Source organism: Halomonas sp. GFAJ-1, from assembly GCA_002966495.1.
GTDB lineage: Bacteria > Pseudomonadota > Gammaproteobacteria > Pseudomonadales > Halomonadaceae > Vreelandella.
The window spans coordinates 884,133-909,583 of sequence record CP016490.1; the positions used below are offsets into that span (position 1 = coordinate 884,133).

Consider the following 25,451-nt stretch of genomic DNA (forward strand, 5'->3'; position numbering starts at 1 on the left):
AAGATGAGCGGACGTATCGTACAAATCATCGGCGCGGTGATTGACGTAGAGTTTCCGCGGGACTCTGTGCCCAAGGTCTACGACGCGCTGAAGGTCTCCAATGCTGAGACCATCCTCGAAGTCCAGCAGCAGCTGGGCGACGGCGTGGTGCGCACCATCGCCATGGGCTCTACTGAGGGCTTGAAACGTGGCTTGGACGTGACCAGCACAGGTGCCGCGATTTCCGTACCGGTTGGTAAGGAAACGCTGGGCCGTATCATGAACGTTCTCGGCGAGCCGATTGATGAAGCGGGTGACATCGGTGAGCAAGAGCGCATGCCGATTCACCGTAAAGCACCGAGCTATGCCGACCAGGCAGCCTCTAACGAGCTGCTGGAAACCGGTATCAAAGTAATCGACTTGGTTTGCCCCTTCGCGAAAGGCGGTAAAGTCGGTCTGTTCGGCGGTGCGGGTGTTGGTAAAACCGTTAACATGATGGAGCTTATCCGCAACATCGCCACCGAACACAGCGGCTACTCAGTATTTGCCGGTGTTGGTGAGCGTACGCGTGAGGGTAACGACTTCTATCATGAGATGACTGAATCCAACGTTATCGACAAGGTAGCGCTGGTATACGGTCAGATGAACGAGCCGCCCGGCAACCGCTTGCGCGTAGCCTTGACTGGCTTGACCATCGCTGAGAAATTCCGTGATGAAGGCCGCGACGTTCTGCTGTTCGTTGATAACATCTACCGCTACACCCTGGCCGGTACCGAGGTATCTGCACTGTTGGGTCGTATGCCGTCTGCGGTAGGTTACCAGCCGACACTGGCTGAAGAGATGGGCGTTCTGCAAGAGCGTATCACCTCGACCAAAACCGGTTCTATCACTTCCGTACAAGCCGTTTACGTCCCTGCGGATGACTTGACTGACCCGTCGCCGGCTACCACCTTCTCGCACCTGGACGCCACCGTTGTACTGGCACGTTCGATTGCTGAGCTAGGTATCTATCCGGCTATCGATCCGCTGGACTCGACGTCGCGTCAGTTGGACCCGCTGGTCGTTGGTGAAGAACACTACAACACAGCACGTGGCGTGCAGAACGTTTTGCAGCGTTACAAGGAGCTGAAGGACATTATCGCGATTTTGGGTATGGACGAGCTGTCTGATGAAGATAAGCTGGCCGTATCTCGTGCGCGTAAAATCCAGCGCTTCCTGTCGCAGCCGTTCTTCGTTGCCGAGGTATTCACTGGTTCGCCCGGTAAGTATGTTTCTCTGAAAGATACTATTGCTGGCTTCCAGGGCATCCTCGCGGGTGAGTATGACGATCTGCCGGAACAGGCCTTCTACATGGTCGGCTCCATCGACGAAGCTGTCGACAAAGCCAACCAGATGAAGAAGTAATCCCGTCCATTAGGGGGATTCGCTATGGCGAATAGCTTCACTTGCAATATCGTCAGCGCTGAAGCGTCTATCTTCTCGGGCAAGGTAGAGCAGGTTGTGGCTTCTGGGGTCATGGGTGACTTGGGTATTTTGCCGGGTCACGTACCGCTGCTGACTGAGCTTCAGCCGGGTCCGATCCGCGTGATCCACGATGATGGCAAGGAAGAAAACTTCTTTGTCTCGGGTGGTTTCATGGAAGTCCAACCGGATGTGGTGACGATTTTGGCCGATGCGGCTTCGCGTGCCAGTGACCTCAACGAGGCTGCAGCCGAAGAAGCGCGTCAACAGGCGCTGAAAGCCTTCAACGACAAGTCAGCGGAGCTGGATTATACCCGTGCTGCTGCTGAACTTGCCGAAGCCGTTGCCCAGCTGCGAACGATCCAGCAGCTGCGTAAAAAGGCTGGTAAAGGCTAAAAACACGCCTCTGGCGTGTATAAATCGCCCCTTGAACCCGTTAGGGTTTAAGGGGCGTTTTTTTTGTCTGTTAATATAAGCGGCGTATGCAGTCATTGAGCTTGTCTGCAGTACTTTATCGGCTAAAACGGGCCTGCAAAAAGGGAGATAGCGATGTCATTGAATGATGAAACCTTGCAGGAATTAAAAAATGAGCTTCTAGACGAGTTGGTTAAAGAAGAGCCGAGTAAAGCTCTGCTTTCCGAACGGCTCTCGGAAATACGTTCGGCAGATATTGGTGAAGTGCTTGAAGAGCTCATCGAAGATGATGAGGAGTTGCCGGTAGCGCTGTCAGTACTTGATATCCTCTCCACCGAGCGAGCAGCCAACGTACTGGGTTACTTACCGGGTGAAAGCCAGCTTGAAGTCGTCGGTGAGCTGTCGGATACCCAGGTGCTCAAGCTTCTTGGGGAGATGGGCTCTGATGAGCGGGCTGACTTGTTCAACTTGCTTGATGAAGATCGCCGCGAGGCGCTGCTGCGCCGTATGGCCCATCAAGAGCGGGAAGACCTAAAGCGTCTATCGAGTTATGAAGAGGGCACCGCAGGCGCCATCATGACCTCTGACTATGTGGCAATAGCCAGTGGCATGACGGTGTCGCAAGCCATGATGCGGGTGCGCCAAACAGCCCCCGATGCGGAAACGGTTTATCAGCTTTATGTGCTTGATAGTGAAGGGCAACTGATCGGTACGATGTCATTGCGTCAGCTAATGGTGGCACGCCCTGGTGCGCTGGTGGATGACATCATGATTAAAGATGTTATCCACACCCCCGTTGATGAAGAGCAGGAAGAAGTCGCGCGTATTGTCGCCCGCTACGACTTACTCGCTTTACCTGTGGTCGACACTGACGGTCGCATGGTGGGGATTGTCACCCACGATGACGCGATGGATGTCGCCGAATCAGAGGCCACTGAAGATATCCACAAGGGGATGTCGATCGGCCAGCTGGAAGATGGCGTTAGCCGTGTACCGCTATGGAGCCTTTATCGTAAACGGGTCTTCTGGCTAGTACTGCTGGTGTTTGCCAATCTGTTTTCAGGCGCGGGTATTGCTTACTTTGAAGACACCATTGCTGCTCAAGTGGCGCTGGTCTTCTTCTTACCGCTGCTGATTGGTAGTGGGGGTAATGCGGGTGCCCAGGCAGCAACGCTGATGGTGCGGGGTATGGCAACCGGTGATGTGGGTGTCAAAGATTGGAGCAAAATGCTTGGCCGTGAGCTGCTGGTAGCCGGGTCACTGGGCCTGACAATGGCGTTAGCAGTAGCACCGATAGGCGTTATGCGCGGTGGTGAAGCAGTAGGTATGATCGTTGCGCTTAGTATGATCACGATTGTGATATTTGGCAGCATAATGGGTATGTGCCTGCCATTTTTGCTAGAGCGCTTTAAAGTCGACCCGGCGACGGCATCAGCGCCGCTGGTCACTACGTTGATTGATGCCACGGGCGTACTGATTTACTTCAGTATTGCCACCGCCATTTTGGCTGATGTAAGCATGTAGCGAACCGCTATAACCTCAAACGCTATGCGTTAATATATCGCTATAAAAAGCCCAGCTACGATGAGCAGCATAAGACCGATGACGGGCCAGTGCCGTAGCTGGCGCTCAATGCGCCAGGCAAGCCGAACGCGGCTTGCCTGGCTCCATTGTGGTATGCGTTGCGGCAGCGGCAATGGAGGCAGCTGAAAAGCGCTGGTTATACGCAGGTACGCTATTGCTATGGCAGCGCTTCCACTAACCATGACTATCCCTAGGGCTTTCATGTTGGCTGCTAACCAGCTTCCGGGGTAGGGCAGCCACCACCACCAAATAAGCGGCACTAGCCAAGCGCTGGCGCAGAGGATAAACCATCCCCCCCAGAGCCAGCGGTGTGGTGACGTTTTGCCGTCGAGCGTTGATTCAGTCGGATGTTTTAAAAGTAACCAACCGAACCGCAGCATGGCGCCTGCGGTTGCCACACTGGCCAGGGTTAATAGCTCTCCCGCTAAGCCTTGGCTGTTCATTGCGTATGTCAGCCAGCTTTTAATATATAGCCCGCCGCTCAACGGTACGCCCACCAGTGAAAGGGCAGCGATAACCATGCCTGCAGCTACCCACCATCGCTGGTAGCCCGCAAGGTAACGCCATTGCCCTGCGCCAATAAACAGCGCCGCTTTAGCGAGGCCATGGCTAATCACCAGTAGCATAAGAACGGTACGCAGGGCATCACTTTCAGGTATCCAGAGCAGTGCGCCAAGCCCTGCTGTTAATAGCCCAATTTGGCCGACGCTGGACCATGCCAATACCGCTTTAGGCAGTGTTGCTAACGTGCCGCGTATGCCGCCATAAAGTGCGCCCATTAGCCCCCAATAAAACAGCAGCTGGCCAATGGGTAAACCTTCAGCGTTTGGGGGTGTCAGCCGCAGTAACCCTAAAATACCTAGCTTAATCATCACACCAGACAGCAGCGCACTGGCCAACGCAGGTGCAGCAGGGTGAGCAATGGGTAGCCAGCCGTGTACGCCTAACACGCCTGCTTTAATGGCTAATCCTCCCCCTATGAGCAGCGCTGTGCCTGTTGAAAGAGTGGCAAAGGTGGCGTTTGTAACGCTGAGCGCTCCCTGTAGTACCAGGCTGGCGGTCGCGGCAAACAGTAAGACCTCTGCGAGCAGCATCATGGCCAAATAGACCTGTGCAGCAGTACGGTTTGTGCCGTGTAAAATCAACAGCCACCCCATCACTCCCAGCCAAGCCAGCGCGGTATAAAACGTCAGCCACTCTTGAGCAGTCAGAGCAACGGCATGGAGCAGTGCGCTTAGCCACAGCAGTACGCTGAAAAAGTGTGAGGGTGGTGAGGGGCGCCAGTGCTGCCAAGCGAGCACTAACGGCCAAATCAGCAGTGCCGGTAGCGCAAAAAAACCGTTGGTACGGTCAATGTGAGGCAGTGAAAAGTAATCATGATGAATTAATAAAATAATCCCCACGCACCACGCTAACCCGCCGAGCAGTAAGGGAGCGAGTGCAGAGAGGACGCTAGGGGCCAGCGTTATTGGAGTGCCCGCTGCCGGGCGCAACGCAATGGTAAGCACACGGGCTAAGTAAGCGGCGGTCAGCAGTGTTCCCAGGAGAAAAGCGATGGCGCTTAACCAGCGTTGTTGCTCTAAAAGCCCTATAAAAAGCCACCATTTACCGACAAAACCGCCGCTGGGCGGTAGCCCTATTAAGCTGGCCGCTGAGAGGGCAAAGCCTGCCCACAGCCAAGGCAGCTGATAGGCACTGCCGGTAAGCTGCCGCAACTGGTCGCTTTGGTGATAAGCCACCAGGAAACCGGCGGTTAAAAATAGTCCAGCTTTAGCCAAACCGTGGGCAACCAGCAGCGTGGTCGCCCCTTGCTGGGCGAGGGGGTAAGTGCTCAGCTCAGGGGAAAGGCTCAGGATCAGCAGTGCATAGCCCATCTGAGAAATTGTCGAGTAGGCAATTAAGCGCTTTAACTGCGTTTGTTGGAGTGCATTAAACCCTCCCCAGAGCAGTGAAAGTCCGCCTAAAAAGGCAAACAGTGGCTGCATCGAAAGCCCTTGGAAAGGCCCTTGCCAGAGTTGCCACAGCCAATAAAGCGCGACCGCGACCACCACTGCGGACAACATGGCGCTGACCGGCGGGGTGGCCCGGGTGTGGGCTTGGGGTAACCAGCTGTGCACTGGCACCAGCGCCGCTTTCATCATTAGCCCAAGCGTCATGCACAGTGCCGCCATTCCATGCAGCATGTCAGAAGACGCCCGCTCGCTGAGTAAATTGATGTCTAGCGTGGCGTGGGTACCATACATAAGCCCCACCCCCAGCAAGTACAAAAGCGACGCAATAAGCGCCACCATCACATAGCGAAGCGCGGAAAAGCCGTAGGGGTCTTTGGGTGACAGCGCTATTAAGCCAGCGGCGCTTAAGGTTAATAGCTCAAGCGCCACATAGGCGTTAAACAGATCTTGGGTGAGCCATAGGGCATTAAGTGCCGCCCACATTAACCACCATAGCGTCCAGTATTCGCCTTGTTTGGCTTTTTCACCGTAGGCCGTCAGGCTAGCGACACTAGCTACCACGGTGGTTAAGCTAAGTAGCGCAAGCCCCGCGGGGTCAAGGTGCCAACGTATGCCTATGGGTAGTGCCCAACCGCCTAGCGTCCACTCGGGGCTAAGGCTAAGCTGCCAGGCCCCTAAGGCGTTGCCTAGCGCGATTAGCGATATCCCAATAATCAACTGATGCTTAACCCGTAAACGCTGGGTAAATGCGGCTATGCACAGCAATAAAGGGACGATGACTAACAGCGCAGGTATGCTGCTAGCGCTTAGGGGAAGAGGCTGCGTCAGCATGGTGGCTTCATGCGGTAGCGACGCAGATAGAGCGCTAGCACCACGGCTGTTGTGCTAACCGACACAACAATGCCGGTTAGCACCAAGGCGTGGGGAACGGGATCAGTACCATCGGCGGTACGTGCTATTAATACCAGCAGCAAAAACACCGCGCTTGAGAGGATATTAAGCGCCAGTAAGCGCCGGATTAGGTGCCGCGCGGTAAACACGCTCGTCAGCGCGAGCGCCACCAGAAGAGAAGCCACCAAGGCAAAAAGCGTTTCGGTGGTCAGCGCTATGTTGCTGAACAGGTGTGTCATCGCGGGGCTCCTGGCCGCCCAAAAAGATAAAAGGCCATCAACATGAGCGCGATAGAGAGGGCCGTCGCTACTTCAATCGCCATAATAAAGTAGCCCGCTAATTGAGGCGGTAAACCGTAGAGCGTACCGGTCATTAGTAAACCGCCTAACGCGGTGGCTAGAAAGAGCAATAACCCCGCCGCCAGCAGCCAGCGTAGCAGCAGGTTAAAATCTCGTTGATGCATCCAGGTGATGCTGCCGGTTAACAGCAGCAACACGCCTCCAGCACCCAGTACGGCGCCAGCGGGAAAAGCCCCCCCCGGCGCATGGGTTCCTTGCCAGAGAAAATAGCTAAACATCAATAAAAACAAAGGGTGTAGCCAGCGCGCCAGCGTCGGCAGGCCTGGGTAGTGGCCGCCTAGGGCTGGCGGAGGAATCGCTTGTTGGAGTGACCAAATAGCGGCAACCGCGCAAAGCATAACGGCGATTTCCAGTAAGGTATCGATTCCTCGCAGGTTGAGCAGAATCGCGGTCACCGTATGCTCAGCACCACTCTTTGGCAGTACCGCTGCTACTTCTTCAACCAAACCGGGTTTAGGGAGAGCCAATACGGTTGCCCAGAGTACACCGGCTATTAACAGCACCAACGGCGTTATGGGGATGAGTAGGCGTAAAGGACGGTCGCGCGTAGGTTGAATACTGCGCTGGGACGCAGGCAGCTGCCCAAGGGCGGTGAGCAGCAAAGCGCCGGTAATGCCTGCGCCAATGGCAGCCTCGGCTAGCGCCACATCAGGGGCTTCTAAACGCACCCAAATAAGCGCCATTACAAGACCAAACGCCATCAAATTGGCCACTGCCCGAAATAGACCGGGTAGCAGTAGGCACTGGCCTGCAGTGGCGAGTGCCGCTAGGGCGAGTAGCAGGTCAACGGCCAGCATGGGTGTCTTCGTCATTACGGCGCAGAGGAGCGGGGCCGTGGCGTATGGCGGAGGTCGCAATCAAGGTAGCCCCCGTGCTTGATGCTAACAGAATCAGACCCCAAATCAGCGCTATCTTAAGGGCGACGGCGACACTGTTGGCCTGTAGGGCAAGGCCTAAACAGATTAGCCCTAAACCAATGTTATCTGCCTTGGTAAGGGCGTGTAGGCGGGTATAAACATCAGGAAAGCGCAGTAGGCCCACTGTACTAGCAATAAAAAAGGGGATACCCAGGAGAATAAACCCAGCGCCCAGCAGCTCACGCATCGTTATCTGGCTCCTCTCGCTGGGGCGGGTGGTGCCGCACAACGAAATTTGCGGTGCCCAGCGCGGCCAGTAGGGCAAACAGCAGGGCAATATCCACTAAGGCCGGGAGGGTAAAGTAGGCACTAAATAGCAGTATGATGGCCAGCGCCGACGTTGTAAAAAACTCCACCGCCAGCATCCGGTCAGCGCTGGTAGGCCCCCGGTAGAGCCGCCAAAGCGATACCACAGCGTTTGCCAGCAGCACAGCGCTGGCCAGTAAATAAACGATGGTTAACCCCTCTTTAAAAATCCTGTTTCAAGGTTCATCACTCAGACCATAGAGCGCTGCGATGCGGCTTTCAAGCACCTGAAGCTGCGCTTCTACCTGCGGGTGATGGTGGAGGATGTGAATCGCGAGCGTATCGTTGTGAAGCCGTAGCGTCAGAGTGCCAGGGGTTAGGTTGACCAGGTTGGCCATGAGCAACTGCTGAGGGTGATGCGTTAAGCGGCGAAAGCGATAGTGCTGGGTGTGCGTATTGGCCTGATAGCGTCGGGCTAATGCTAATCGTGCCACTTCAAGCGCACCCAAAAGGCTATGTTTGAGTACAAATCCGATAAAACCCGGCAGCTTCCACCAGCGTAGCTGCTTCGGCCAAGTGGCTATATTGAGCGGTGCGCACAGGGCGATGAGAAGCGCTAACACAACGCCTAACCCGATATGCCCGTTACCTTCCGTGATGACCCACCACAGGCCGCTATAAAAGGCTACGCGTAGTAACAATGCCGGCCAGGGAGGCAGCTGCCACTGGCTAAGCCACCTGCTTATAAGCGTATTAAGGTGCATTACTCGCAGCGCGAGTAATGAAGAGGATCTCTACATGGCCCAGCCACTCGATATCGCTGGCTAAGCTTTTAAGCTGGCTGGCAAGGCATTGGGGGGGTTGGTTCACCGCGTCACCAATAATCAAAGAAACCGATACTTTATCGTCCAAGTAGTGCAGCTGTAGCTCACTTAATGTTCGCCATACAGGATGGCGATACCAGCGCTCATTCAATGCCGCTTCCACTTCAGGGCGCAGTGGCAGGCCCGGTAAACGGCTGGGGTCGCCCTCCCCAGCGTCGTCCTCGGGGTCTACGTGGAAAATAACATCGGTGAGCAGTGGAAACCCATTTCGCAGGCGGCGGCTTACTTCGTTACCAATTTCATGGGCTTCCGATACGGTGATTTTAGGGCCCACGACCACATGCAAATCGACCATCACCCAGCCAGCCGACTGGCGAGTACGTAAATCATGCACGCTATCAACGCCAGGGACACTGCAGGCGACATCGTGCATTTGCTGCTGGACATCCTCGGGTAAGGCAGTGTCGACCAGCTCTCTAGCCGACTCCCACAACAGATCCCAACCGACTTTACCGACCAGCAAGCCAACCACAATCGCGGCCACCGCATCTAACCAGCCAAAACCAAACTGGGCACCAATGAGTGCCACCAGCACCACTGCTGTAGAGAGCGCATCGCTGCGTGAGTGCCAGGCATTGGCCTCAAGCAGCTTTGAGTTGACACGCTTGGCGACCCGCATGGTGTAGCGGAAGATCCACTCTTTGCTCAGCAGTGCTAAAATGGCCACTATGATAGCCAGCATACCAGGGGCACCCACCTCGGTGCCGCTGAACAGGCGGTCTAAGCTTGACCAGGCAATCCCGCCTGCAACGAAGATCAATACACTGCCGAGCAGCAGAGTCGTCAGGGTTTCGATACGGCCATGGCCGTAATGGTGGTCAATATCCGGTTCTTGGCGCCCATAATGAATCGCTGCCAGCACGAAGCCGTCAGTCACTAAGTCAGAAAGGGAGTGAATGCCATCGGCGATCAGCGCCGCTGAACCCACCATAAAGCCGATGGCGACCTTGACCACGCTAAGAATACCGTCTAGCCACGCACCGATGTACGTAACCCGTTTCGCTTCCTGGCTATGGTGCTGCTCAATCATTTGTGTCATGAGATGTCCCAGCCAGCCGTGCTGACTGATGGTTCCAGGCTCAGGCGTCCGATTACTTTTTCAACTAAGGCATCGTGACGCTCTGTTGCCAAGAGTTTGGCCGTTACGCGAACTGTGCGCTCATCTTCTCGATGGACGCTTTCCAATTTTTGCAATTGTAACGCATCGCCTAGTAACCCCTGAAGTAGCAACGCACGAATATGCGCTTCGTGATCATTATGACAGGTAATGTTTAACTCGTACTGCCAATCTCCCTCCTCTTGACTGCTTTCAATGGGCTGCCGGTTAATCAGCAAAACCAGCGGGCGCAGCAAAATATTGACGGCCAGAATACAGACGGCAACGAAGATGGCAGGCACATAAAACCCGGCGCCCGCCATGACGCCGATAGCCGCTGAGCACCAAAGCGTCGCTGCCGTATTGAGGCCGCGGATATTGGCACCCTCTTTCATTATCACACCCGCACCAAGAAAACCTATGCCTGATACCACTTGAGCTGCCATGCGTGTTGGGCTGATTTCACCCTCCACCATCATCGACATAAGGGTAAAACTGGCGGCGCCTAGCGCCACCAGTGCATTGGTGCGCAGCCCCGCCATGCGCTGCCGCCATTGCCTTTCCAGCCCAACGGAAGCGCCCAGAACGGCCGCTAGCATTAGCGGCCATAGTGGCTGTAATTGAGCTGAGAGTTGAGCAAATAAGGTCATCAGCTGACCTCCTGATTCATTAGCTGGGCAGGCCCAGGATAGCGGTAGCTAGCGCAAAGTAGATCAGCACCCCTGACGCGTCAGCAATAGATGTGACCAGTGGCGCCGAGGCGGTCGCTGGATCAACATTAAACCGCTGCAAAATGAAGGGCAGAATCATACCGATTAGGCTGCCGACCATCACAATCAGTACCATGGAGAGCGCCACCACCATGGCGATTTCCGTCCCTGCACGGAAAACACCTACGACTGATACTGCTAACGCCATCGTCAAGCCAAGCCCGAGTGCCACGCCTACTTCACGGCCTAGCATTTTTGCCCAGTCACGGGTGCGTACATCGCCGGTTGCCATCCCACGAACCATCAGCGTGGCAGCCTGCGAGCCTGCGTTACCGCCGCTATCAACCAGCAGGGGAAGGAAAAAGACGAGCGCAATATAGGCTTCAATGGTTTCTTCGAAATGGGCAATGCCCGCGCCGGAAAAAATATTGGCAAACACTAACAGCACAAGCCACACCACGCGTTTGCGGTAGAGCTCAAAAAAACTAGCTGAGCGTAGGCTGCCCTCCAGTTTGCCCACTGAGACGCCTTTATGTATGTCTTCAGTGGCTTCCTCTTCGGCGACGTCCATCGCATCATCGTAGGTGACGATGCCGACTAGGCGCTCACCTCCGTTAATCACCGGCAGCGCCAACAAGTCGTAACGCGCAATAAGTCGGCTTGCCTCTTCTTGGGGCGTATCCGCAGTGATGAAGACTACATCCTCAACCATCAGCTCCGTGATGGGCAGGTGAGGCGCCGCTAAGATCAGCTGGCGCAGTGAAACCGCTCCTTTTAAGCGCCCTAGCGTGTCCACACAGTAGATCTGATAGATCGTTTCTGCATCCGGCGCACTAGCACGTAGTAGGCTTAACGCTTCAGCAACGTCAATGTTGTCAGGGACAGCTACATACTCGGACGTCATTACCGCACCAGCGGTGCCTTCCTCATAGCTGGCTAGTTTGCGCAGATCATCGCGCTCACGTTTAGAGAGCTGGCGAAGTATGGCCGGTTGACGGCCAGGCTCCACAAGGTGAAACAGATCAGCACGCTCATCTGCATCCATTGAAGAGACTAATTTTGCGAGCTCCTCATCTGTCATTTTTTCAGCAATATCGCGCTGCTGTTCGGCCTCTAGGTAGCCAAATGTAGAGCCACGCTGCTCCTCGGGTAGCAGCATCAGCAGAGAGAGCACGGTATAGGCTGGTTCATAGCGGGCAAAATCCGCAATATCAGCAGGCTGCATTTCTGAAACAACGTGGGAAATCGCGCTTTGGTCATTGCGCTGCATAGCGCTGCGTAATGACGCAGCTAATACGGCATAGCTCATGTGTCGCCTCCGGAATATCCGTTTTAAAGGCGAGACAACCCTGTCTTATAACGCTTATAAGTTTGCAAGCGTTATAAGAGTGTTATAAATCCACGGCGCTTAAGGGAGTGTTAGGATAGTTAGCAATGATCTTTCTTGTGATCATGGGCTTAACTATCACTATGCATCATCTTAAACGCAGTACGATCAATTATTGGTAATGGCGAGTAACACAGTTACCTCGCGATGAGCGCGAGGCAGCAAGTAAGGTAGGCAAAATAAGAGGTGTCAGGCTACGATAGCCTGAAAGAGCAGAGAGCGCTTAAAGGCTAGTCGTATGCGCTAACGGGCCAAGCCTATAGGCTGCCTCACGCATGCATAATCGACTACTGGGATCTTCCATGGGCTGCTCTCGTAACCTCGTTAATCAATTAGAAAGGTAATCGTCTATAAGTTAGACGCTGTAGCGATGAGCTTTTTAATACTGCTTTATTTAAAAACACTACTAAAAAGCAGCGCCATGCTAAAAGCCCCCACAAACGATGTCAATGTTTTAAAATTTGCAGGCGGACAGCACCTCATCTGACGTGTATTCTTGTGTCCATTCTCGCTTACTATTCACTGACATTGGGATGCCGTATGGATTGGCTACAAGTTGTTGTATTAGCGGTAGTTCAGGGATTGACCGAGTTCCTGCCAATTTCAAGCTCAGCCCACCTAATTCTAGTGCCGGTGCTCACTGCCTGGGAAGACCAAGGCTTAGCTTTTGATGTTGCCCTTCATTTAGGGAGCTTAGCCGCCGTTATTCTTTACTTTAGATATGAAATTTTGCGGATGCTCAAAAGCAGCGTCACCGCTCTACAGGGTAAAGGGGTCGATGAAGACGCCCGGTTAGGATTCTGGGTGGCGCTAGCGACATTACCCGTTTGTGTCATAGGCTTTTTAAGCCGTGATTTGATAGCAGACCAGATGCGCTCAACGTTGATTATCGGCATCAGTCTCATTGGTTTTGGACTGCTGTTAGGGTATGCCGACTGGAAAAAGCGCGGGACACGTAGTGAATATAGCCTGGGCCTGAAAGATGTACTGATTATCGGCTTTGCCCAGGCGCTGGCGCTGATTCCAGGCACCTCGCGTTCCGGTATTACCATTACCGCTGCGCTGCTGGTGGGCATGAGCCGAGAAGGGGCGGCACGCTTCTCTTTCCTGCTTTCTATTCCAGTGATTATTTTGGCAGGTGGCTTGGAAGTGGTCGGGCTGATTCAAAACCCCGAACTGATCGATTGGCCGGCTATGTTGATGGGCGCTCTGCTATCAGGCATCAGTGCTTACCTCTGCATACACTACTTCCTCGTTATTATTAAAAAGCTGGGGATGCAGCCGTTTGTAGTGTACCGGGTGCTGTTTGGTGCTTGGCTACTGTGGTTTTTCCACTTTTAATACGCATACCTAATTGTTCAAGGGAAATATAATGAATCGCTACCACCGTTTGTCAGGTGCTGTCGGCGTAGTGCTGCTAGCCACTTTCTTACTTGCAGGCTGTTCAGAAAACGATCGCCCCCTGGATGCTCCCGTTCGTTTTGAAGGCGCTATCTTTGGCTCTTTCTATCAGGTAACGGTGATGGATCCGTTGACCCAAGGCGAGGCTAACGCGCTTGAAGAGGGGTTCCTGGCAGAGCTTGAGAGCGTTGATCAAGCGATGTCGACCTATCGTGACGATGCAGAGCTGATTGCCTTTAACGAGGCACCCCTCAACGAGTGGCAGCCCCTCTCTAATGAATTGATTGAAGTGCTCTCTATTAGTCGGTCGGTATCCGAGGAGAGTGGCGGTGCGTTCGATATTACCGTGGGCGGTTTGGTCAATTTATGGAGTTTTGGCCCAGAAGCCCGCCCGGAAGAAGTGCCTTCTGAGGACGAGCTAAACGAGCGCTTAGCTATCGTAGGGTATGACGCGATCGACGTAGACACCCAAAGCATGCAGGCGCGGCGTACGCGTGATGTATTCGCCGACCTGTCTGGCGTTGCTAAAGGCCACGGTGTCGACCGCGTAGCTGCCTACCTTGATCAACAGGGCATCGAGCACTACTTGGTGAACCTAGGGGGAGACATTATTGCGCGTGGTTATCGCCATCCTGATGAGCAAACACCGTGGCGTATCGGCATCGAAGTACCTCATACGGGGCCGCAGGAGGCGCAACATATACTGCCACTGGACAATATGTCGTTGGCGACTTCAGGCGATTACCGCAACTATTTTGAGGAAGATGGCGAGCGCTACTCGCACACCATCGACCCGCGCACCGGCCGCCCGGTCAATAACCGTTTAGCGTCTGTTTCCGTGTTTCACCCTTCTAATGCGTGGGCCGATGCCTGGGCCACCGCGCTAACCGTAACCGGCAGTGAAGCCGGTATGCAGCTGGCACTGGAGCACGATCTAAATGCGCTGTTGTTAATTAAAATTGATGAAGGCCAATGGCAAAGCCTTGGCACCCCCGCATTTATCAACTATTTCGGTGACGCGCTGGTGGAGGAACTAGGTATTGATGCCTGGGAAGACCCGTCTGCCCCACGCCAAACGGCCACAGGTGAATAAGATGCAAGACCTCGATATTGTCATCCTTGCCGCGGGAAAAGGCACCCGCATGCGCTCGCAAACGCCCAAAGTACTTCACACCTTGGCAGGCAAGCCCATGGTACAACACGTGCTGGATACGGCGGCTGGGCTTAACCCAACGCGTACCCACGTCGTGATTGGTCATGGCGCTGAACAGCTGCGCGAAGCGCTCGCTGAAAGTGCTGTTTCCTTTGCCATTCAGGCTGAGCAAAAAGGCACTGGCCACGCGGTTGCCCAAGCGCAGCCCCAGTTAGGTAGTGGTAACGTGCTGGTGCTTTATGGGGATGTGCCGCTGATTCGACGCGAATCGTTAAATGCCCTGTTAGCCCAGGTGGATGAGCAGCATATGGGGCTGTTAACCGTCACTCTAGACGACCCTTCCGGTTATGGGCGCATTGTGCGTAACGAGGCAGGTGACGCGGTAGCTATTGTTGAGCAAAAGGATGCCGTTCCCGCACAGCTGGCGATTACCGAATGCAATACCGGTATTATGGCGATGACCAGCGCCCAGCTAAAACGCTGGCTCCCCCAGCTTTCCGCTGAAAACGCCCAGGGTGAATACTACTTAACCGATGTGATTGCCATGGCCGCTAAAGATGGCATTAAAGTATGTACCGCCCAACCAGCCACCGCAGTAGAGGTTGAAGGGGTGAACAACCGCGCTCAGATGGCCCGGCTAGAGCGTGCCTATCAGCAGCAGCTGGCCGATAAGCTGATGGAACAAGGGGTTGCCCTTGCTGACCCGGCAAGGCTTGATATACGTGGCAAGCTGACCTGTGGTCACGATGTATTTATTGACGTGGGATGTGTGTTTGAAGGGGAAGTAGCGCTTGGTGAAGGTGTGCGGATTGGTCCCTACTGTGTGATTAAAAACAGCACGATTGGCGCCGAAAGCGTGATCGAGAGCCACAGCGTTATTGAAGCAACGGTAGCCGCCGGGCTGAACCAGATAGGTCCCTATGCACGGCTACGCCCCGGCACGCGATTAGCGGTCAAAGCTAAGGTTGGCAACTTTGTTGAAACCAAAAATACCGAGGTGGGAGAAGGCAGCAAAATCAACCATTTAAGCTACGTTGGCGATGCCCATTTAGGCAAAAACGTTAACATCGGTGCAGGTACGATTACCTGTAATTACGATGGCGCCAATAAGCACCGCACGGTGATTGGTGATGACGCTTTTATTGGCTCCAATAGTGCGCTTGTTGCGCCGGTCACCGTGGGTAAAGGGGCTACCGTGGGTGCTGGTTCCACCATCGCTAAAGACGTTAGCGATCAGGCGCTGGCTGTCACCCGTAGCCGGCAGCTGGAAAAAGCTGGCTGGCCGCGTCCGGTGAAAAAGACCAATTAATTCGGCCGGTTATTTACTTTATTAGTGTTCTAAAAGCGCGCTAAAACGCCAAGGAGAATCGTCTATGTGTGGCATCGTCGCTGCGGTTGCGCAACGTAATGTGCAAGGAATCTTGCTAGAAGGGCTTAAACGCCTAGAGTACCGCGGTTACGACTCATCTGGCATGACGGTGCTTCATGACGGCGCGCTAACCCGTCATCGCGCTTTGGGGAAAGTGGTAGCCCTTGAAGAGCAGCTAGCCAAGTCGGCGCTGCCCGGCGTCGCCGGTATCGCCCATACCCGCTGGGCTACCCATGGCAAGCCTTCTGAAGCCAATGCTCATCCGCACCATAGTAGCGACCAGGTTGCCGTGGTGCACAACGGTATTATCGAGAACTACGAACACATTAAGGCAACGCTTCAAGCGAGCGGTTATACCTTTACCTCAGAAACCGATACCGAAGTTATTGCCCACCTGCTGGCAGATAAACTGCAAAGCGGGTTGGGTCTGTTTGAGGCCATCCAGCAGGTTGTGAATGGGTTGGGCGGCGCTTATGCACTGGGCGTAATGAGTGCTGCTGAGCCGGGCATCGTCGTTGGCGCACGCCAGGGCAGCCCGCTCGTCGTGGGCGTGGGAATTGATGAGGCATTTTTAGCCTCTGACCCGCTGGCGCTTTTGCAGGTCACCGACCGCTTTATCTACCTAGAGGAGGGCGATTTAGTAGAACTTGGCGAGCAAGGGTCTATTCGCATTGTGGATCACCAGGGCAATGGGGTAGAACGGCCCATTCATACCTTTGAACACGGTGACGGCGCCGCTAGTAAAGGCGATTACCGCCACTACATGCTGAAAGAGATTTTTGAGCAGCCGGAGGTGATCAACGCTGCCCTTGAAGGCCGTTTAAGTGCTAGCAGCGTGCTGGTGGAAAGCTTCGGCCCAGAGGCTCAGGCGCTGTTTGAAAACACCCGCCATATTCATATTATTGCCTGCGGCACCAGCTATCATGCGGGGTTAGTGGCGCGCTACTGGCTTGAGCGCTACGCTGGGGTTCCGGTGCAGGTAGAAGTGGCCTCTGAGTATCGCTACCGCCACCCTGTAGTGCCCGAAGGCACGCTCTTTGTCACCCTATCTCAGTCGGGAGAAACCGCCGATACCTTGGCCGCGCTCCGCTTTGCCAAAACGCTCAACTACCTAGGTACCTTGGCGATTTGTAACGTACCAGGCAGCTCGTTGGTGCGTGAGTCCAATATGGCGCTGATGACCCGGGCAGGCCCGGAAATTGGCGTAGCTTCTACCAAAGCGTTCACCACACAGTTAGTCGCCCTGATGCTGCTGACGCTCTCGGTGAGCAAAGCCAAAGGTCAGCCCGAAAAAACCGACTTGATCGCTGAGATCGTCACGGCACTGCGTCAGCTACCCGCGCTTTGCCAACAGGTTTTAGCGCTGGATAGCCAAATTGAAGCACTCTCGCAGGCGTTTGCTGAAAAGCACCACGCGCTGTTTTTAGGCCGTGGCGCCCACTACCCCATCGCACTTGAAGGGGCGCTTAAGTTGAAAGAAATTTCCTATATTCATGCCGAAGCCTACCCCGCTGGCGAGCTTAAACACGGGCCATTGGCGTTGGTAGATAGTGAAATGCCGGTCATTTCGGTTGCGCCTAACGATGACCTGCTTGAAAAGCTTAAATCCAATCTGCAGGAAGTACGCGCCCGAGGCGGCCAGCTATTTGTGTTTGCCGACCACAGCGTGGGTATCAGCGAGCAAGATGATATTCGTGTACTGGAGCTGCCCCAAGTGCATGAAGCGCTGGCGCCGCTTCTTTACACCCTACCGCTGCAACTCCTCAGCTACCATGTTGCCGTGCTAAAAGGTACCGACGTGGATCAGCCCCGTAACTTGGCAAAGAGCGTAACTGTCGAGTAATTACTCCAAGTTCCACAGCGAGGTGTTTTTTGAACGCTACGCTTGTCGAATGCCCCGCCGCCCAGCGGCGGGAGGCGCTGCTGCATTTAGCCGCAGTACACGATGCCGCCTTGCAGCCTGGATTGCAGGAAGCGCTAGCGGAGGTGAAGAAGACCCCTACTTTTAACTGGCAAGGCCTATGGATAGCCCAGCAGGCTGGGCGAATTGCAGCGGCGGTGTGGGTTCAACCGTTAGCCAACCGTACCGCTCAGCTATGGTTACCGAAGATGCTGGATAGCACGGGCCTTGCGCTAATAAACGTGGCGTGCCAATGGGCAAAGCAGCAAAGGATTACGCTCTGCCATACCCTGTTAGCGCCGCAGCAGTTTGCGTGGCAAGCGCCGTTGGTAGCCCAAGGTATGCGGCCTATGGCCGAACTTGAGCATCTTCGGTGTAGCACAGGAGGCAAGCAGCCTTCTACACCGTTGATAACCCTAGTTCCTTTCAGCGCGCTAACGTCCGCACAGCAGCTAACCTTAGTCGAGGCCGTTAGCCAGGACTCTTTAGACTGCCCTGCTTTGCACCAGCTGCTTTCAATAGATGAACTGCTGGCTGGCTTCTATACCAAAGCGCCCCAAGCGCCTGCTCATTGGTATCAGGTGCACTATCAAGAAGCGTGTGAAAAAGGGGTTGAAAAACAGTGTGTAGGCGTCTTACTGCTGGCGCCTTACCCTACCACCCCGCGCTGTGAACTACTCTTGATGGGGCTACTGCCTGCGTGGCGGGGAAAAGGGCTAGGCCAGGCAATCATCAAGCACGCCTTTGCGCTGGCGGCACAAACGGGGGCTAACGAGTTAGTATTAACGGTGGATGCTAGCAACGTGCCTGCCAAGCGGCTTTATGAACGCTGCGGATTTAGGTGCTATGCCCAACAGCGTTTATTAGCCTGGCATCCTGAAGAGTGGCCGGAATGAGCCACTTTTGGGAGAGCATTCGTGAATAAGGTTGAAGTAGGTTAAATTGCGGCGCTTAGTAGCATTTTCTTACTCTTTGGGTTCTCGGTATACTAGCCCGATACGCATGTCTTGGCGTTTCGACGCAACGGGTCGGTGCGCGCAGGGGTTAAGCACAAACGTTTTATGACAATACTCAAGAGGTGGTGAGAGTGAAATCTAAGCTGATCATGAGCGGGCTGGCAGCCCTTGGCGTCATGGCAGGCACATCCGGTGCTTATGCCGACGATGCCGCACGTGACGCAATGGCCCAGCGCCTAGCACCCGTAGGCCAGCTCTGTTTACAGGGCCAAGAGTGTGGTACGGCAGCAGCCCCAGCGGCCGCTAGCAATGGCGGCGACAGTATTGATGGCGCCAGCATCTATGACCGTGTCTGTATGGCGTGTCACGAAACAGGCGCCGCCGGTGCACCGGTTCGTGGTGACGAAGCGGCTTGGTCTGAGCGCATCGAGCAAGGCTTTGCCACGCTGCTGGAACACTCCATCAACGGTATTGGCGCAATGCCTGCCCGTGGCGGTAACCCCAACCTTTCTGATGAAGAGATGGAAGCCTCAACGGCCTATCTACTTGAGCCAGTGATGGATGTGCCCGAGCTAGGCGGTGGTGATGCAGCCGATGATGCAGCGGCTGAAGAAACCACGGCTGAGGAAGGCGCTAGTGAAGACGTAGCTGCTGCCGAAGAAGCTGCTGATGAGGCCACCGCCGCTAGCGAAGAAGACGTCGCCAGTGCTGGTAACGGCTTAGACGGTGAAGCGCTTTACGGCACCTCTGGTTGTGCAGCATGCCATAACAACGGCGTAGCGGGTGCCCCCGTGCTAGGTGATGCAGATGCGTGGGCAGAGCGTCTCGATAAAGGCATCGATACGTTGTATGCCAACTCTATTGGGGGTATCGGCGCTATGCCGCCCAAAGGTGGCAACATGCGTCTTGAAGATGAAGAAGTCATGGCCATTGTCGATTACATGGTTGCTGAAGCTGAGTAATTCATAGCAGCCAGCGGTAGAGTGCGTTATCCACAGGCGGGTTTTAAACTCGCCTGTGGATATTTTTTTGCCTATCACTTTTACTGATAGCGCTACGGGTCACTTAGCCCAACAGCGAGCGTAGCCCGGCAATAGCATCCTTGCCCCGCGCCTGCTTTTTCTCCGGGTCCTCTTTATCCGCGCGACCCTCCCACTCCAAATCATCACTGGGCAGCTCGTCTAAAAAGCGGCTGGGCTGGCAGTCCATCAGCTCTCCGTAGGCTTTGCGCTGGCGTGCAAGCGTCAATGTCAGTGTGCGCCGCGCCCGGGTAATGCCAACATAAGCTAGTCGCCGTTCCTCTTCCACGGTGCCCATCTCTATGGCGTTGCGGTGGGGCAGCAAGTCTTCTTCTAAACCCATTAAATAGACATGGGGGAACTCCAGCCCTTTTGAGGCGTGCATGGTGAGTAGCTGTACCCGGTCGGAGTCATCCTCTTCAGCCTGCTGTTCCAGAATATCCCGCAGTACTAAACGGGAAATTGCTGCTTCCACGCCGTCTGTTTCGGTAGCCGTGGAATCATTGGCATCTTCTGGTTCTCGGTTAAGCGACTTCTCCAACTGATCAATTAAAATCCACACGTTGGCCATACGCCGTTCAGCCACCGTGGGCGCGCTGGCGTTTTGATAGAGCCACGCTTCGTAATCCATATCCCGCAGCATGTCACGAATGGCGGCGATGGCATCGTCTTGATCCATGCGCTTGCGGACACTGTCGATAAAATGGGTAAAGCGCGCTAGCCGCTCCACGGCCCGGGTGGGCAGCGTTTGCTCTAGCCCCATCTCATGACAGGCGGCAAACAGCGAAATAGAGCGTTCGGTGGCGTAGTTAGCGAGTTTTTCCACGGTGCCGGGGCCTACTTCTCGCCGCGGTACGTTCACAATGCGTAAAAAGGCGTTGTCGTCGGCGGGGTTAATCAGCAGCCGCAGGTAGGCCATGGTGTCTTTGATCTCGTTGCGGGAGAAAAACGACGTCCCGCCGGAGAGCTTGTAAGGGATTTGATAGTGCTGGAGCTTGAGCTCTAATAAGCGCGCCTGGAAGTTACCCCGATAGAGCACCGCAAAATCACGCCATTCGGCTTTCTCTTTGATGCGCCGAGTGAGCATCTCGCTGGCGACCCGCTCGGATTCTGCGTCTTCATGGCGATTGACGATCACGCGAATGGGCGCGCCATCGCCCATATCCGACCACAAGGTTTTATCGTACACATGGGGGTTGTTGGCAATTAGCGTGTTAGCCGCGCGCAAAATAGTGCCGGTGGAGCGGTAGTTCTGCTCCAGCTTAATGACCTTCAGGCGTGGGAAGTCTTCTCCAAGGGTAACCAGGTTTTCAGGCCGCGCACCCCGCCAAGCATAAATCGACTGATCGTCGTCGCCGACCACGGTAAACGTGGCCCGTTCGGCCATCAACAGTTTCACCAGCAGGTACTGGGAAACGTTAGTGTCCTGGTACTCATCTACCAGCATGTACTGAATTTTACGCCGCCAGCGCTCAAGCGCTTCCGGGTCGCGGCTTAGCAGTACCACTGGCAATAGAATGAGGTCATCGAAATCTACCGCGTTATAGGCTTTTAGGTGGCGCACATAGGCTTCATAGACCCTGGCGGCAAAGTGCTCGTCATCATCCGCAGCAAATGAGAGCGCATCGCTGGGCAGCACTAAATCATTCTTCCAGGTGGAAATTTTGCTCTGCACTGCGTTGATCTGCTCGGCGTCTACCTGGGCGTCTTTGTTCATCAAATCGCGCAGCAGCGCTTTGGCATCTTCCGGGTCGAACAGCGAAAAGCCCGGTTTGTAACCCAGGGTTTTTAGCTCGCCGCGAATAATCGTCAGGCCCAGGTTGTGAAATGTCGACACCGTTAGCCCGTGGCCCTCTTTACCCTTCAGCATTTGCCCAACGCGCTCTTTCATTTCCCGAGCGGCTTTGTTGGTAAAGGTCACGGCGGCAATTTTACGCGCGCTCATGCCACACTCTTGCACCAAATAGGCAATTTTGGTGGTGATCACGCTGGTTTTACCGGAACCTGCGCCCGCCAGTACAAGACAGGGGCCATCGATATAGCGCACCGCTTCCTGCTGGCGCGGGTTGAGCCCTTTAATACGGCTAAGGATGCTCATTGGCGGTTGGGGCGTCATGGCGAAGGGTGACCTCTACAAGTGTTTCTGGGCAAATTCCATTACAATCAGCGGCGCTGGCGAATGCACAATGAGCAATAATAGGCAGGTGGTGATGTTTGAAGTAGCGCTATTTGAACCGCGAATGGCCCCCAATACGGGCAACATTATGCGCCTGGTGGCCAACAACGGCTGTCGTTTACACCTAATTGAACCGCTAGGCTTTGATCTCGAAGAGAAAAAGCTGCGTCGCGCGGGCTTAGACTACCGCGACTTAGCCAACGTGACACGCCACGCGAATTTTACGGCGTTTCAAACCGCGATGCAGGGGCGCACTATTTGGGCGATTACCACTAAAGGGACTCAAGTCCACAGTAACGCCGCCTTTGCCCCTGGCGATGTGCTGCTGTTTGGCTCGGAAACCGCCGGGCTCTCTGCGGAGGTGCACGCAGCGTTGCCCGCCGCACAGAAGCTGCGCATTCCCATGCAGCCCAATAACCGTAGCCTGAACCTTTCTAACGCGGTGGCTATCGTTAGCTATGAAGCGTGGCGCCAGCATGAATTTGCTGGCGCAGGCGACTAAAAACGTAAATTAACCCCGACGTGCACGCTATTATCAAGCGTGCGCGAGCTACGTTGGTCGTCAAAATCAGCGGTCATACGACGATACCCCACATAACCATCAACGGTAGGCGTAAAATCGTAGCGCATACGAGCGCCAGCTAGAAAACTGTCATCAAGCTTGCCGCTGGTGGCCACACTGGGCGTAAAAAAGCCGTAACCCCCAACCGAAACCGCAGGAGCATTGGGTAAATAGACATAGCCGTAGCCGCCTAAGCCTAACCCGCCACCATTGCCGTAATCCGTATTAAACTGCGTCCAGCGCGCCCCTACACCGATGTCCATGCGGCGATTACGCTCGACGCCCATGATTTGACCATGCAGCATGGTGGCATCTTCGCGGTATTCACTATGCAGTACACCCGCACCAATGGCGATACCCTCGGCAATGGGCGCGGCAAGGTTAAGCTCGATGGCGTTATTGCCAAGGTTAAGATCAAAACTTCCTGCTTGCGCAGTACTTGCCGCCCACAGTGCAGTTACTCCGACTAGCAGAGGTGTCCAACGTGGCATCGATTGCTCCTAATCTATACAGTTGCTTCTAAAAAATGTGGGGTAGATAACGATATGTTAAATGCCATAACGGTCGCGGTAGGCCCGCACAGCCTCGGCGTAAGCTAGCATTTCGCCCCCGGCATGCTCTTCCAGGTACGTCAGCACTTGCTCTAGATTGACGATGCTGACGACCGGGATAGCAAACTGGGCCTGAACTTCCTGAATGGCGCTCTGCTCGCCCTGGCCGCGCTCTTGGCGATCTAGCGCAACGATCACGCCGCCTGCACGGGCACCGCTCTGTTTAATCAGGCCCATTACCTCGCGGATCGCGGTACCGGCGGTAATCACATCATCAATGATCAAAATATCGCCAGCAAGCGGCGCGCCGACAATATTACCGCCTTCACCGTGGGTTTTGGCCTCTTTGCGGTTAAACGCGTAGGGCATATCACGGTCGTGGTGGTCGGCCAGAGCGGCTGCCGTAACCGCTGCCAGCGGTATGCCCTTATACGCCGGGCCAAACAGCACGTCGGCTTTTAGGCCGCTATCGACAATCGCTTGGGCGTAGAATCGGCCCAGCTTGGCCAAGGCGCGGCCGGTCTGAAACAGGCCCGCATTAAAGAAGTAAGGGCTTACTCGCCCCGACTTAAGCGTGAACTCGCCAAACTTGAGCACGCCCTGTTCAATAGCGAAGGCAATGAAATCGCGTTGGTAGGGTTGTAGAGTGGTAGCCACAGCGGTCTTCTCTTGTCGATAGGAATGTAAGTCAAACGCAATAATAAAACGGGGTTAAATAGCAAGATTTTGTTTGTCTATTTACCCAAACGTCTAAACGTCGGGTATCATACAGCAGCGACGCAAAAGGGACGATTTATGAAAATTGCCAGCATCAATGTCAATGGTATACGTGATGCCGTCGACCGTGGCTTCCTGGACTGGCTGGCTCAGCAGGACGCCGACGTGGTCTGCGTGCAGAACATCAAGGCAAAAAGTTTTGAACTGGGTGATCATATTCTCTATCCGGAAGGCTACGAAGGCTACTTCCTGGATGCCGAAGAAGATGGTTTCTCTGGTGTGGCACTCTATTGCCGCAAAATCCCCAAGGCCATTATGTACGGCTTGGGGTTTCCTCAGTGCGACCACGAAGGGCGTTTTCTGCAGGCGGATTATGACCGCTTCAGTATTGCTACCTTCCTGATGCCTGATGGGAGTGATCAAAAAGCCAAACAAGCGTTTATGGAACAGTACCAAGAGTATCTGACGAAGATGTCACGCAAACGTCGTGAATACATCATCTGTGGTACTTGGCATATTGCCCACAAAACGGTCGATTTGGCTAACTGGTCGGACAACCAGCTGACCTCTGGTTTCCGTCCGGAAGAGCGCGCCTGGATGGATCAAGTGCTTGGCCCAACGGGCTTTATTGACACCTTCCGCGAAATTAATCGCGATGCGGGTGAATACACTTGGTGGCCCAAGCTCAATCAAGACGTGCCCCGTGAGCGCCAAGAAGGCTGGCGGATTGACTACCAACTGGTCGGCCCCAACTTCCGTCGCCATGTGGTAGACGCGTGGATTGATTACGATGCGACCTTCTCTGAGTTCGCACCGCTAATCGTTGAGTATGATTTAGCGCTCTAAGCGTTAGCTACTTCCCGCGTCGCTCCGCCATGGTAACAAGCAACAGGCCAGCTTATAAGCTGGCCTGTTTGCGTATGCGCGCGTTAATACTTTGCGTGATTAACCACGAATCCCTAGCGCCTCACGCTGCTTTTCGCGCAGCTCATCGCCTGCTTTCTCGGCTAGATCAAGCATCGCGTTTAGCTCAGCGCGATTAAACGCACCCGCTTCCGCAGTGCCCTGCACCTCGATTAGCTCGCCGCTTTCGGTCATCACCACGTTCAGGTCGGTGTCGGCTTTGCTGTCTTCCGGGTAGTCCAGATCCAATACCGGCACACCTTTATAAATACCCACCGAAATCGCGCTGACTAGCTGTTTAAAGGGGTCGCCTTTGATCTTCTTCTCGCGCTGTAGATAGCGAATAGCATCTACTAGGGCCACGCAGCCGCCGGTAATCGCGGCGGTACGCGTACCCCCATCGGCTTGGATAACGTCGCAGTCTACGGTAATGGTGAACTCACCCAGCTTCTTCAAATTCACTGCGGCGCGCAGGCTGCGGCCAATTAACCGCTGAATTTCCAAGGTCCGGCCACCCTGTTTACCACGAGTAGCTTCACGGACACTGCGCGAGTGAGTGGCGCGGGGCAGCATGCCATACTCAGCAGTGATCCAACCCTGATTTTTACCGCGCAGCCAGCGCGGTACGCCTGCTTCCACGCTCGCATTACACAGCACCTTGGTATCGCCAAATTCCACCAGCACGGAGCCTTCTGCATGGCGGGTGAAGTCGCGGGTTAAACGAATTTCACGGAGCTGGCCAGCTTCGCGACCGCTGGGGCGAACAACATCAGGACGCTTAGCACTGCTCACAGATAGCACCTCTCAATAAACGCGTTTCAGGGAAAAGCCGACCATTGTACACGTCTAGGCGCACGCTGATTG

General features: G+C 54.7%; 24 protein-coding genes. 11 read left to right on the forward strand and 13 right to left on the reverse strand.

The features are described from left to right. Positions 1-3 precede the first annotated feature (3 nt). The 3 genes from BB497_04040 (at position 4) to BB497_04050 (ending at position 3,378) form a co-directional block, all read left to right on the forward strand. Positions 4-1,383, forward strand: coding sequence for a F0F1 ATP synthase subunit beta (locus BB497_04040; protein ID AVI61929.1), 1,380 nt, complete (start codon positions 4-6; stop codon positions 1,381-1,383). Between the two features lie 24 nt (positions 1,384-1,407). After that, a complete protein-coding gene (locus tag BB497_04045) occupies positions 1,408-1,836 on the forward strand; it encodes a F0F1 ATP synthase subunit epsilon (protein AVI61930.1) in 429 nt (142 codons plus the stop codon). A 153-nt stretch (positions 1,837-1,989) separates the two neighbouring features. After that, positions 1,990-3,378, forward strand: coding sequence for a magnesium transporter (locus BB497_04050; protein AVI61931.1), 1,389 nt, complete (start codon positions 1,990-1,992; stop codon positions 3,376-3,378). Between the two features lie 29 nt (positions 3,379-3,407). Here the strand turns inward: BB497_04050 and BB497_04055 are convergent, their stop codons facing one another. The 9 genes from BB497_04055 to BB497_04095 are packed head-to-tail and all read right to left on the reverse strand — an operon-like array spanning position 3,408 to position 11,802. Continuing rightward, positions 3,408-6,221, reverse strand: a complete 2,814-nt coding sequence (locus tag BB497_04055; GenBank protein ID AVI61932.1) for an NADH-quinone oxidoreductase subunit N — start codon at positions 6,219-6,221, stop codon at positions 3,408-3,410. Next, complete coding sequence (locus tag BB497_04060; protein ID AVI61933.1) at positions 6,215-6,520, reverse strand: hypothetical protein; 306 nt, start codon at positions 6,518-6,520, stop codon at positions 6,215-6,217. Before BB497_04060 ends, BB497_04055 begins: the two co-directional genes overlap by 7 nt. Continuing rightward, complete coding sequence (locus BB497_04065; protein AVI61934.1) at positions 6,517-7,452, reverse strand: sodium:proton antiporter; 936 nt, start codon at positions 7,450-7,452, stop codon at positions 6,517-6,519. The genes BB497_04060 and BB497_04065 overlap by 4 nt, the downstream gene beginning before the upstream one ends. Then, positions 7,424-7,750 (reverse strand): Na+/H+ antiporter subunit G, encoded by a 327-nt coding sequence (locus BB497_04070; protein ID AVI64251.1) that lies wholly within the window; start codon positions 7,748-7,750, stop codon positions 7,424-7,426. The genes BB497_04065 and BB497_04070 overlap by 29 nt, the downstream gene beginning before the upstream one ends. Then, on the reverse strand, positions 7,737-8,033 hold the full coding sequence (locus BB497_04075; protein ID AVI61935.1) for a multiple resistance and pH regulation protein F: 297 nt from the start codon (positions 8,031-8,033) through the stop codon (positions 7,737-7,739). The genes BB497_04070 and BB497_04075 overlap by 14 nt, the downstream gene beginning before the upstream one ends. Positions 8,034-8,039: 6 nt before the next feature. After that, a complete protein-coding gene (locus tag BB497_04080; GenBank protein ID AVI61936.1) occupies positions 8,040-8,567 on the reverse strand; it encodes a cation:proton antiporter in 528 nt (175 codons plus the stop codon). Further along, positions 8,557-9,726: a cation transporter gene (locus BB497_04085; GenBank protein ID AVI61937.1), complete on the reverse strand. Its 1,170-nt coding sequence runs from the start codon at positions 9,724-9,726 to the stop codon at positions 8,557-8,559. Before BB497_04085 ends, BB497_04080 begins: the two co-directional genes overlap by 11 nt. Next, positions 9,723-10,433, reverse strand: a complete 711-nt coding sequence (locus BB497_04090; protein AVI61938.1) for a hypothetical protein — start codon at positions 10,431-10,433, stop codon at positions 9,723-9,725. The genes BB497_04085 and BB497_04090 overlap by 4 nt, the downstream gene beginning before the upstream one ends. A gap of 19 nt (positions 10,434-10,452) precedes the next feature. Continuing rightward, positions 10,453-11,802: a magnesium transporter gene (locus BB497_04095; protein AVI61939.1), complete on the reverse strand. Its 1,350-nt coding sequence runs from the start codon at positions 11,800-11,802 to the stop codon at positions 10,453-10,455. Positions 11,803-12,420: 618 nt separating this feature from the next. Here BB497_04095 and BB497_04100 point away from each other — a divergent pair. From BB497_04100 to BB497_04125, 6 genes are all read left to right on the forward strand, one after another. Further along, the gene (locus BB497_04100) at positions 12,421-13,221 is read left to right on the forward strand and encodes an undecaprenyl-diphosphatase (GenBank protein AVI61940.1); all 801 of its coding nucleotides are present in this window, start codon (positions 12,421-12,423) and stop codon (positions 13,219-13,221) included. 31 nt (positions 13,222-13,252) lie between these two features. Next, complete coding sequence (locus tag BB497_04105; protein ID AVI61941.1) at positions 13,253-14,374, forward strand: thiamine biosynthesis protein; 1,122 nt, start codon at positions 13,253-13,255, stop codon at positions 14,372-14,374. 1 nt (position 14,375) lies between these two features. After that, positions 14,376-15,743 (forward strand): UDP-N-acetylglucosamine diphosphorylase/glucosamine-1-phosphate N-acetyltransferase, encoded by a 1,368-nt coding sequence (locus BB497_04110; GenBank protein ID AVI61942.1) that lies wholly within the window; start codon positions 14,376-14,378, stop codon positions 15,741-15,743. 64 nt (positions 15,744-15,807) lie between these two features. Then, positions 15,808-17,646, forward strand: coding sequence for a glutamine--fructose-6-phosphate aminotransferase (locus BB497_04115; GenBank protein ID AVI61943.1), 1,839 nt, complete (start codon positions 15,808-15,810; stop codon positions 17,644-17,646). Between the two features lie 29 nt (positions 17,647-17,675). Beyond that, on the forward strand, positions 17,676-18,599 hold the full coding sequence (locus BB497_04120) for a GCN5 family acetyltransferase (GenBank protein AVI61944.1): 924 nt from the start codon (positions 17,676-17,678) through the stop codon (positions 18,597-18,599). Between the two features lie 191 nt (positions 18,600-18,790). Continuing rightward, on the forward strand, positions 18,791-19,621 hold the full coding sequence (locus BB497_04125; protein AVI61945.1) for a cytochrome C: 831 nt from the start codon (positions 18,791-18,793) through the stop codon (positions 19,619-19,621). A 103-nt stretch (positions 19,622-19,724) separates the two neighbouring features. Here BB497_04125 and BB497_04130 read toward each other — a convergent pair whose 3' ends face one another. Then, positions 19,725-21,794, reverse strand: coding sequence for an ATP-dependent DNA helicase Rep (locus BB497_04130; GenBank protein AVI61946.1), 2,070 nt, complete (start codon positions 21,792-21,794; stop codon positions 19,725-19,727). 94 nt (positions 21,795-21,888) lie between these two features. On the opposite strand from BB497_04130, the gene BB497_04135 reads away from it, so the two are divergent. After that, positions 21,889-22,356, forward strand: a complete 468-nt coding sequence (locus BB497_04135) for a tRNA (cytosine(34)-2'-O)-methyltransferase TrmL (protein ID AVI64252.1) — start codon at positions 21,889-21,891, stop codon at positions 22,354-22,356. Here BB497_04135 and BB497_04140 read toward each other — a convergent pair. Together BB497_04140 and BB497_04145 are read right to left on the reverse strand one after the other, a co-directional pair. Next, positions 22,353-22,907, reverse strand: coding sequence for a hypothetical protein (locus tag BB497_04140; protein ID AVI61947.1), 555 nt, complete (start codon positions 22,905-22,907; stop codon positions 22,353-22,355). The genes BB497_04135 and BB497_04140 overlap by 4 nt on opposite strands. A 57-nt stretch (positions 22,908-22,964) precedes the next feature. Further along, positions 22,965-23,624: an orotate phosphoribosyltransferase gene (locus tag BB497_04145; GenBank protein AVI61948.1), complete on the reverse strand. Its 660-nt coding sequence runs from the start codon at positions 23,622-23,624 to the stop codon at positions 22,965-22,967. 138 nt (positions 23,625-23,762) lie between these two features. Between BB497_04145 and BB497_04150 the strand changes: the two genes are divergently transcribed. After that, complete coding sequence (locus BB497_04150) at positions 23,763-24,530, forward strand: exodeoxyribonuclease III (GenBank protein ID AVI61949.1); 768 nt, start codon at positions 23,763-23,765, stop codon at positions 24,528-24,530. Between the two features lie 99 nt (positions 24,531-24,629). Here the strand turns inward: BB497_04150 and BB497_04155 are convergent, their stop codons facing one another. Further along, positions 24,630-25,379: a ribonuclease PH gene (locus tag BB497_04155; GenBank protein ID AVI61950.1), complete on the reverse strand. Its 750-nt coding sequence runs from the start codon at positions 25,377-25,379 to the stop codon at positions 24,630-24,632. Between the last annotated feature and the right edge of the window lie 72 nt (positions 25,380-25,451).

What these genes read in the sequence shown, in the direction of transcription:
- BB497_04045 (AVI61930.1), top strand. Translation starts at nt 1,408, where the DNA reads ATGGCGAATAGCTTCACTTGCAATATCGTCAGCGCTGAAGCGTCTATC.
- BB497_04040 (AVI61929.1), top strand. Translation starts at nt 4, where the DNA reads ATGAGCGGACGTATCGTACAAATCATCGGCGCGGTGATTGACGTAGAG.
- BB497_04100 (AVI61940.1), top strand. Translation starts at nt 12,421, where the DNA reads ATGGATTGGCTACAAGTTGTTGTATTAGCGGTAGTTCAGGGATTGACC.
- BB497_04095 (AVI61939.1), bottom strand. Translation starts at nt 11,802, where the DNA reads ATGAGCTATGCCGTATTAGCTGCGTCATTACGCAGCGCTATGCAGCGC.
- BB497_04050 (AVI61931.1), top strand. Translation starts at nt 1,990, where the DNA reads ATGTCATTGAATGATGAAACCTTGCAGGAATTAAAAAATGAGCTTCTA.
- BB497_04085 (AVI61937.1), bottom strand. Translation starts at nt 9,726, where the DNA reads ATGACACAAATGATTGAGCAGCACCATAGCCAGGAAGCGAAACGGGTT.
- BB497_04080 (AVI61936.1), bottom strand. Translation starts at nt 8,567, where the DNA reads ATGCACCTTAATACGCTTATAAGCAGGTGGCTTAGCCAGTGGCAGCTG.
- BB497_04115 (AVI61943.1), top strand. Translation starts at nt 15,808, where the DNA reads ATGTGTGGCATCGTCGCTGCGGTTGCGCAACGTAATGTGCAAGGAATC.
- BB497_04055 (AVI61932.1), bottom strand. Translation starts at nt 6,221, where the DNA reads ATGCTGACGCAGCCTCTTCCCCTAAGCGCTAGCAGCATACCTGCGCTG.
- BB497_04090 (AVI61938.1), bottom strand. Translation starts at nt 10,433, where the DNA reads ATGACCTTATTTGCTCAACTCTCAGCTCAATTACAGCCACTATGGCCG.
- BB497_04130 (AVI61946.1), bottom strand. Translation starts at nt 21,794, where the DNA reads ATGACGCCCCAACCGCCAATGAGCATCCTTAGCCGTATTAAAGGGCTC.
- BB497_04065 (AVI61934.1), bottom strand. Translation starts at nt 7,452, where the DNA reads ATGACGAAGACACCCATGCTGGCCGTTGACCTGCTACTCGCCCTAGCG.
- BB497_04110 (AVI61942.1), top strand. Translation starts at nt 14,376, where the DNA reads ATGCAAGACCTCGATATTGTCATCCTTGCCGCGGGAAAAGGCACCCGC.
- BB497_04105 (AVI61941.1), top strand. Translation starts at nt 13,253, where the DNA reads ATGAATCGCTACCACCGTTTGTCAGGTGCTGTCGGCGTAGTGCTGCTA.
- BB497_04140 (AVI61947.1), bottom strand. Translation starts at nt 22,907, where the DNA reads ATGCCACGTTGGACACCTCTGCTAGTCGGAGTAACTGCACTGTGGGCG.
- BB497_04150 (AVI61949.1), top strand. Translation starts at nt 23,763, where the DNA reads ATGAAAATTGCCAGCATCAATGTCAATGGTATACGTGATGCCGTCGAC.
- BB497_04135 (AVI64252.1), top strand. Translation starts at nt 21,889, where the DNA reads ATGTTTGAAGTAGCGCTATTTGAACCGCGAATGGCCCCCAATACGGGC.
- BB497_04060 (AVI61933.1), bottom strand. Translation starts at nt 6,520, where the DNA reads ATGACACACCTGTTCAGCAACATAGCGCTGACCACCGAAACGCTTTTT.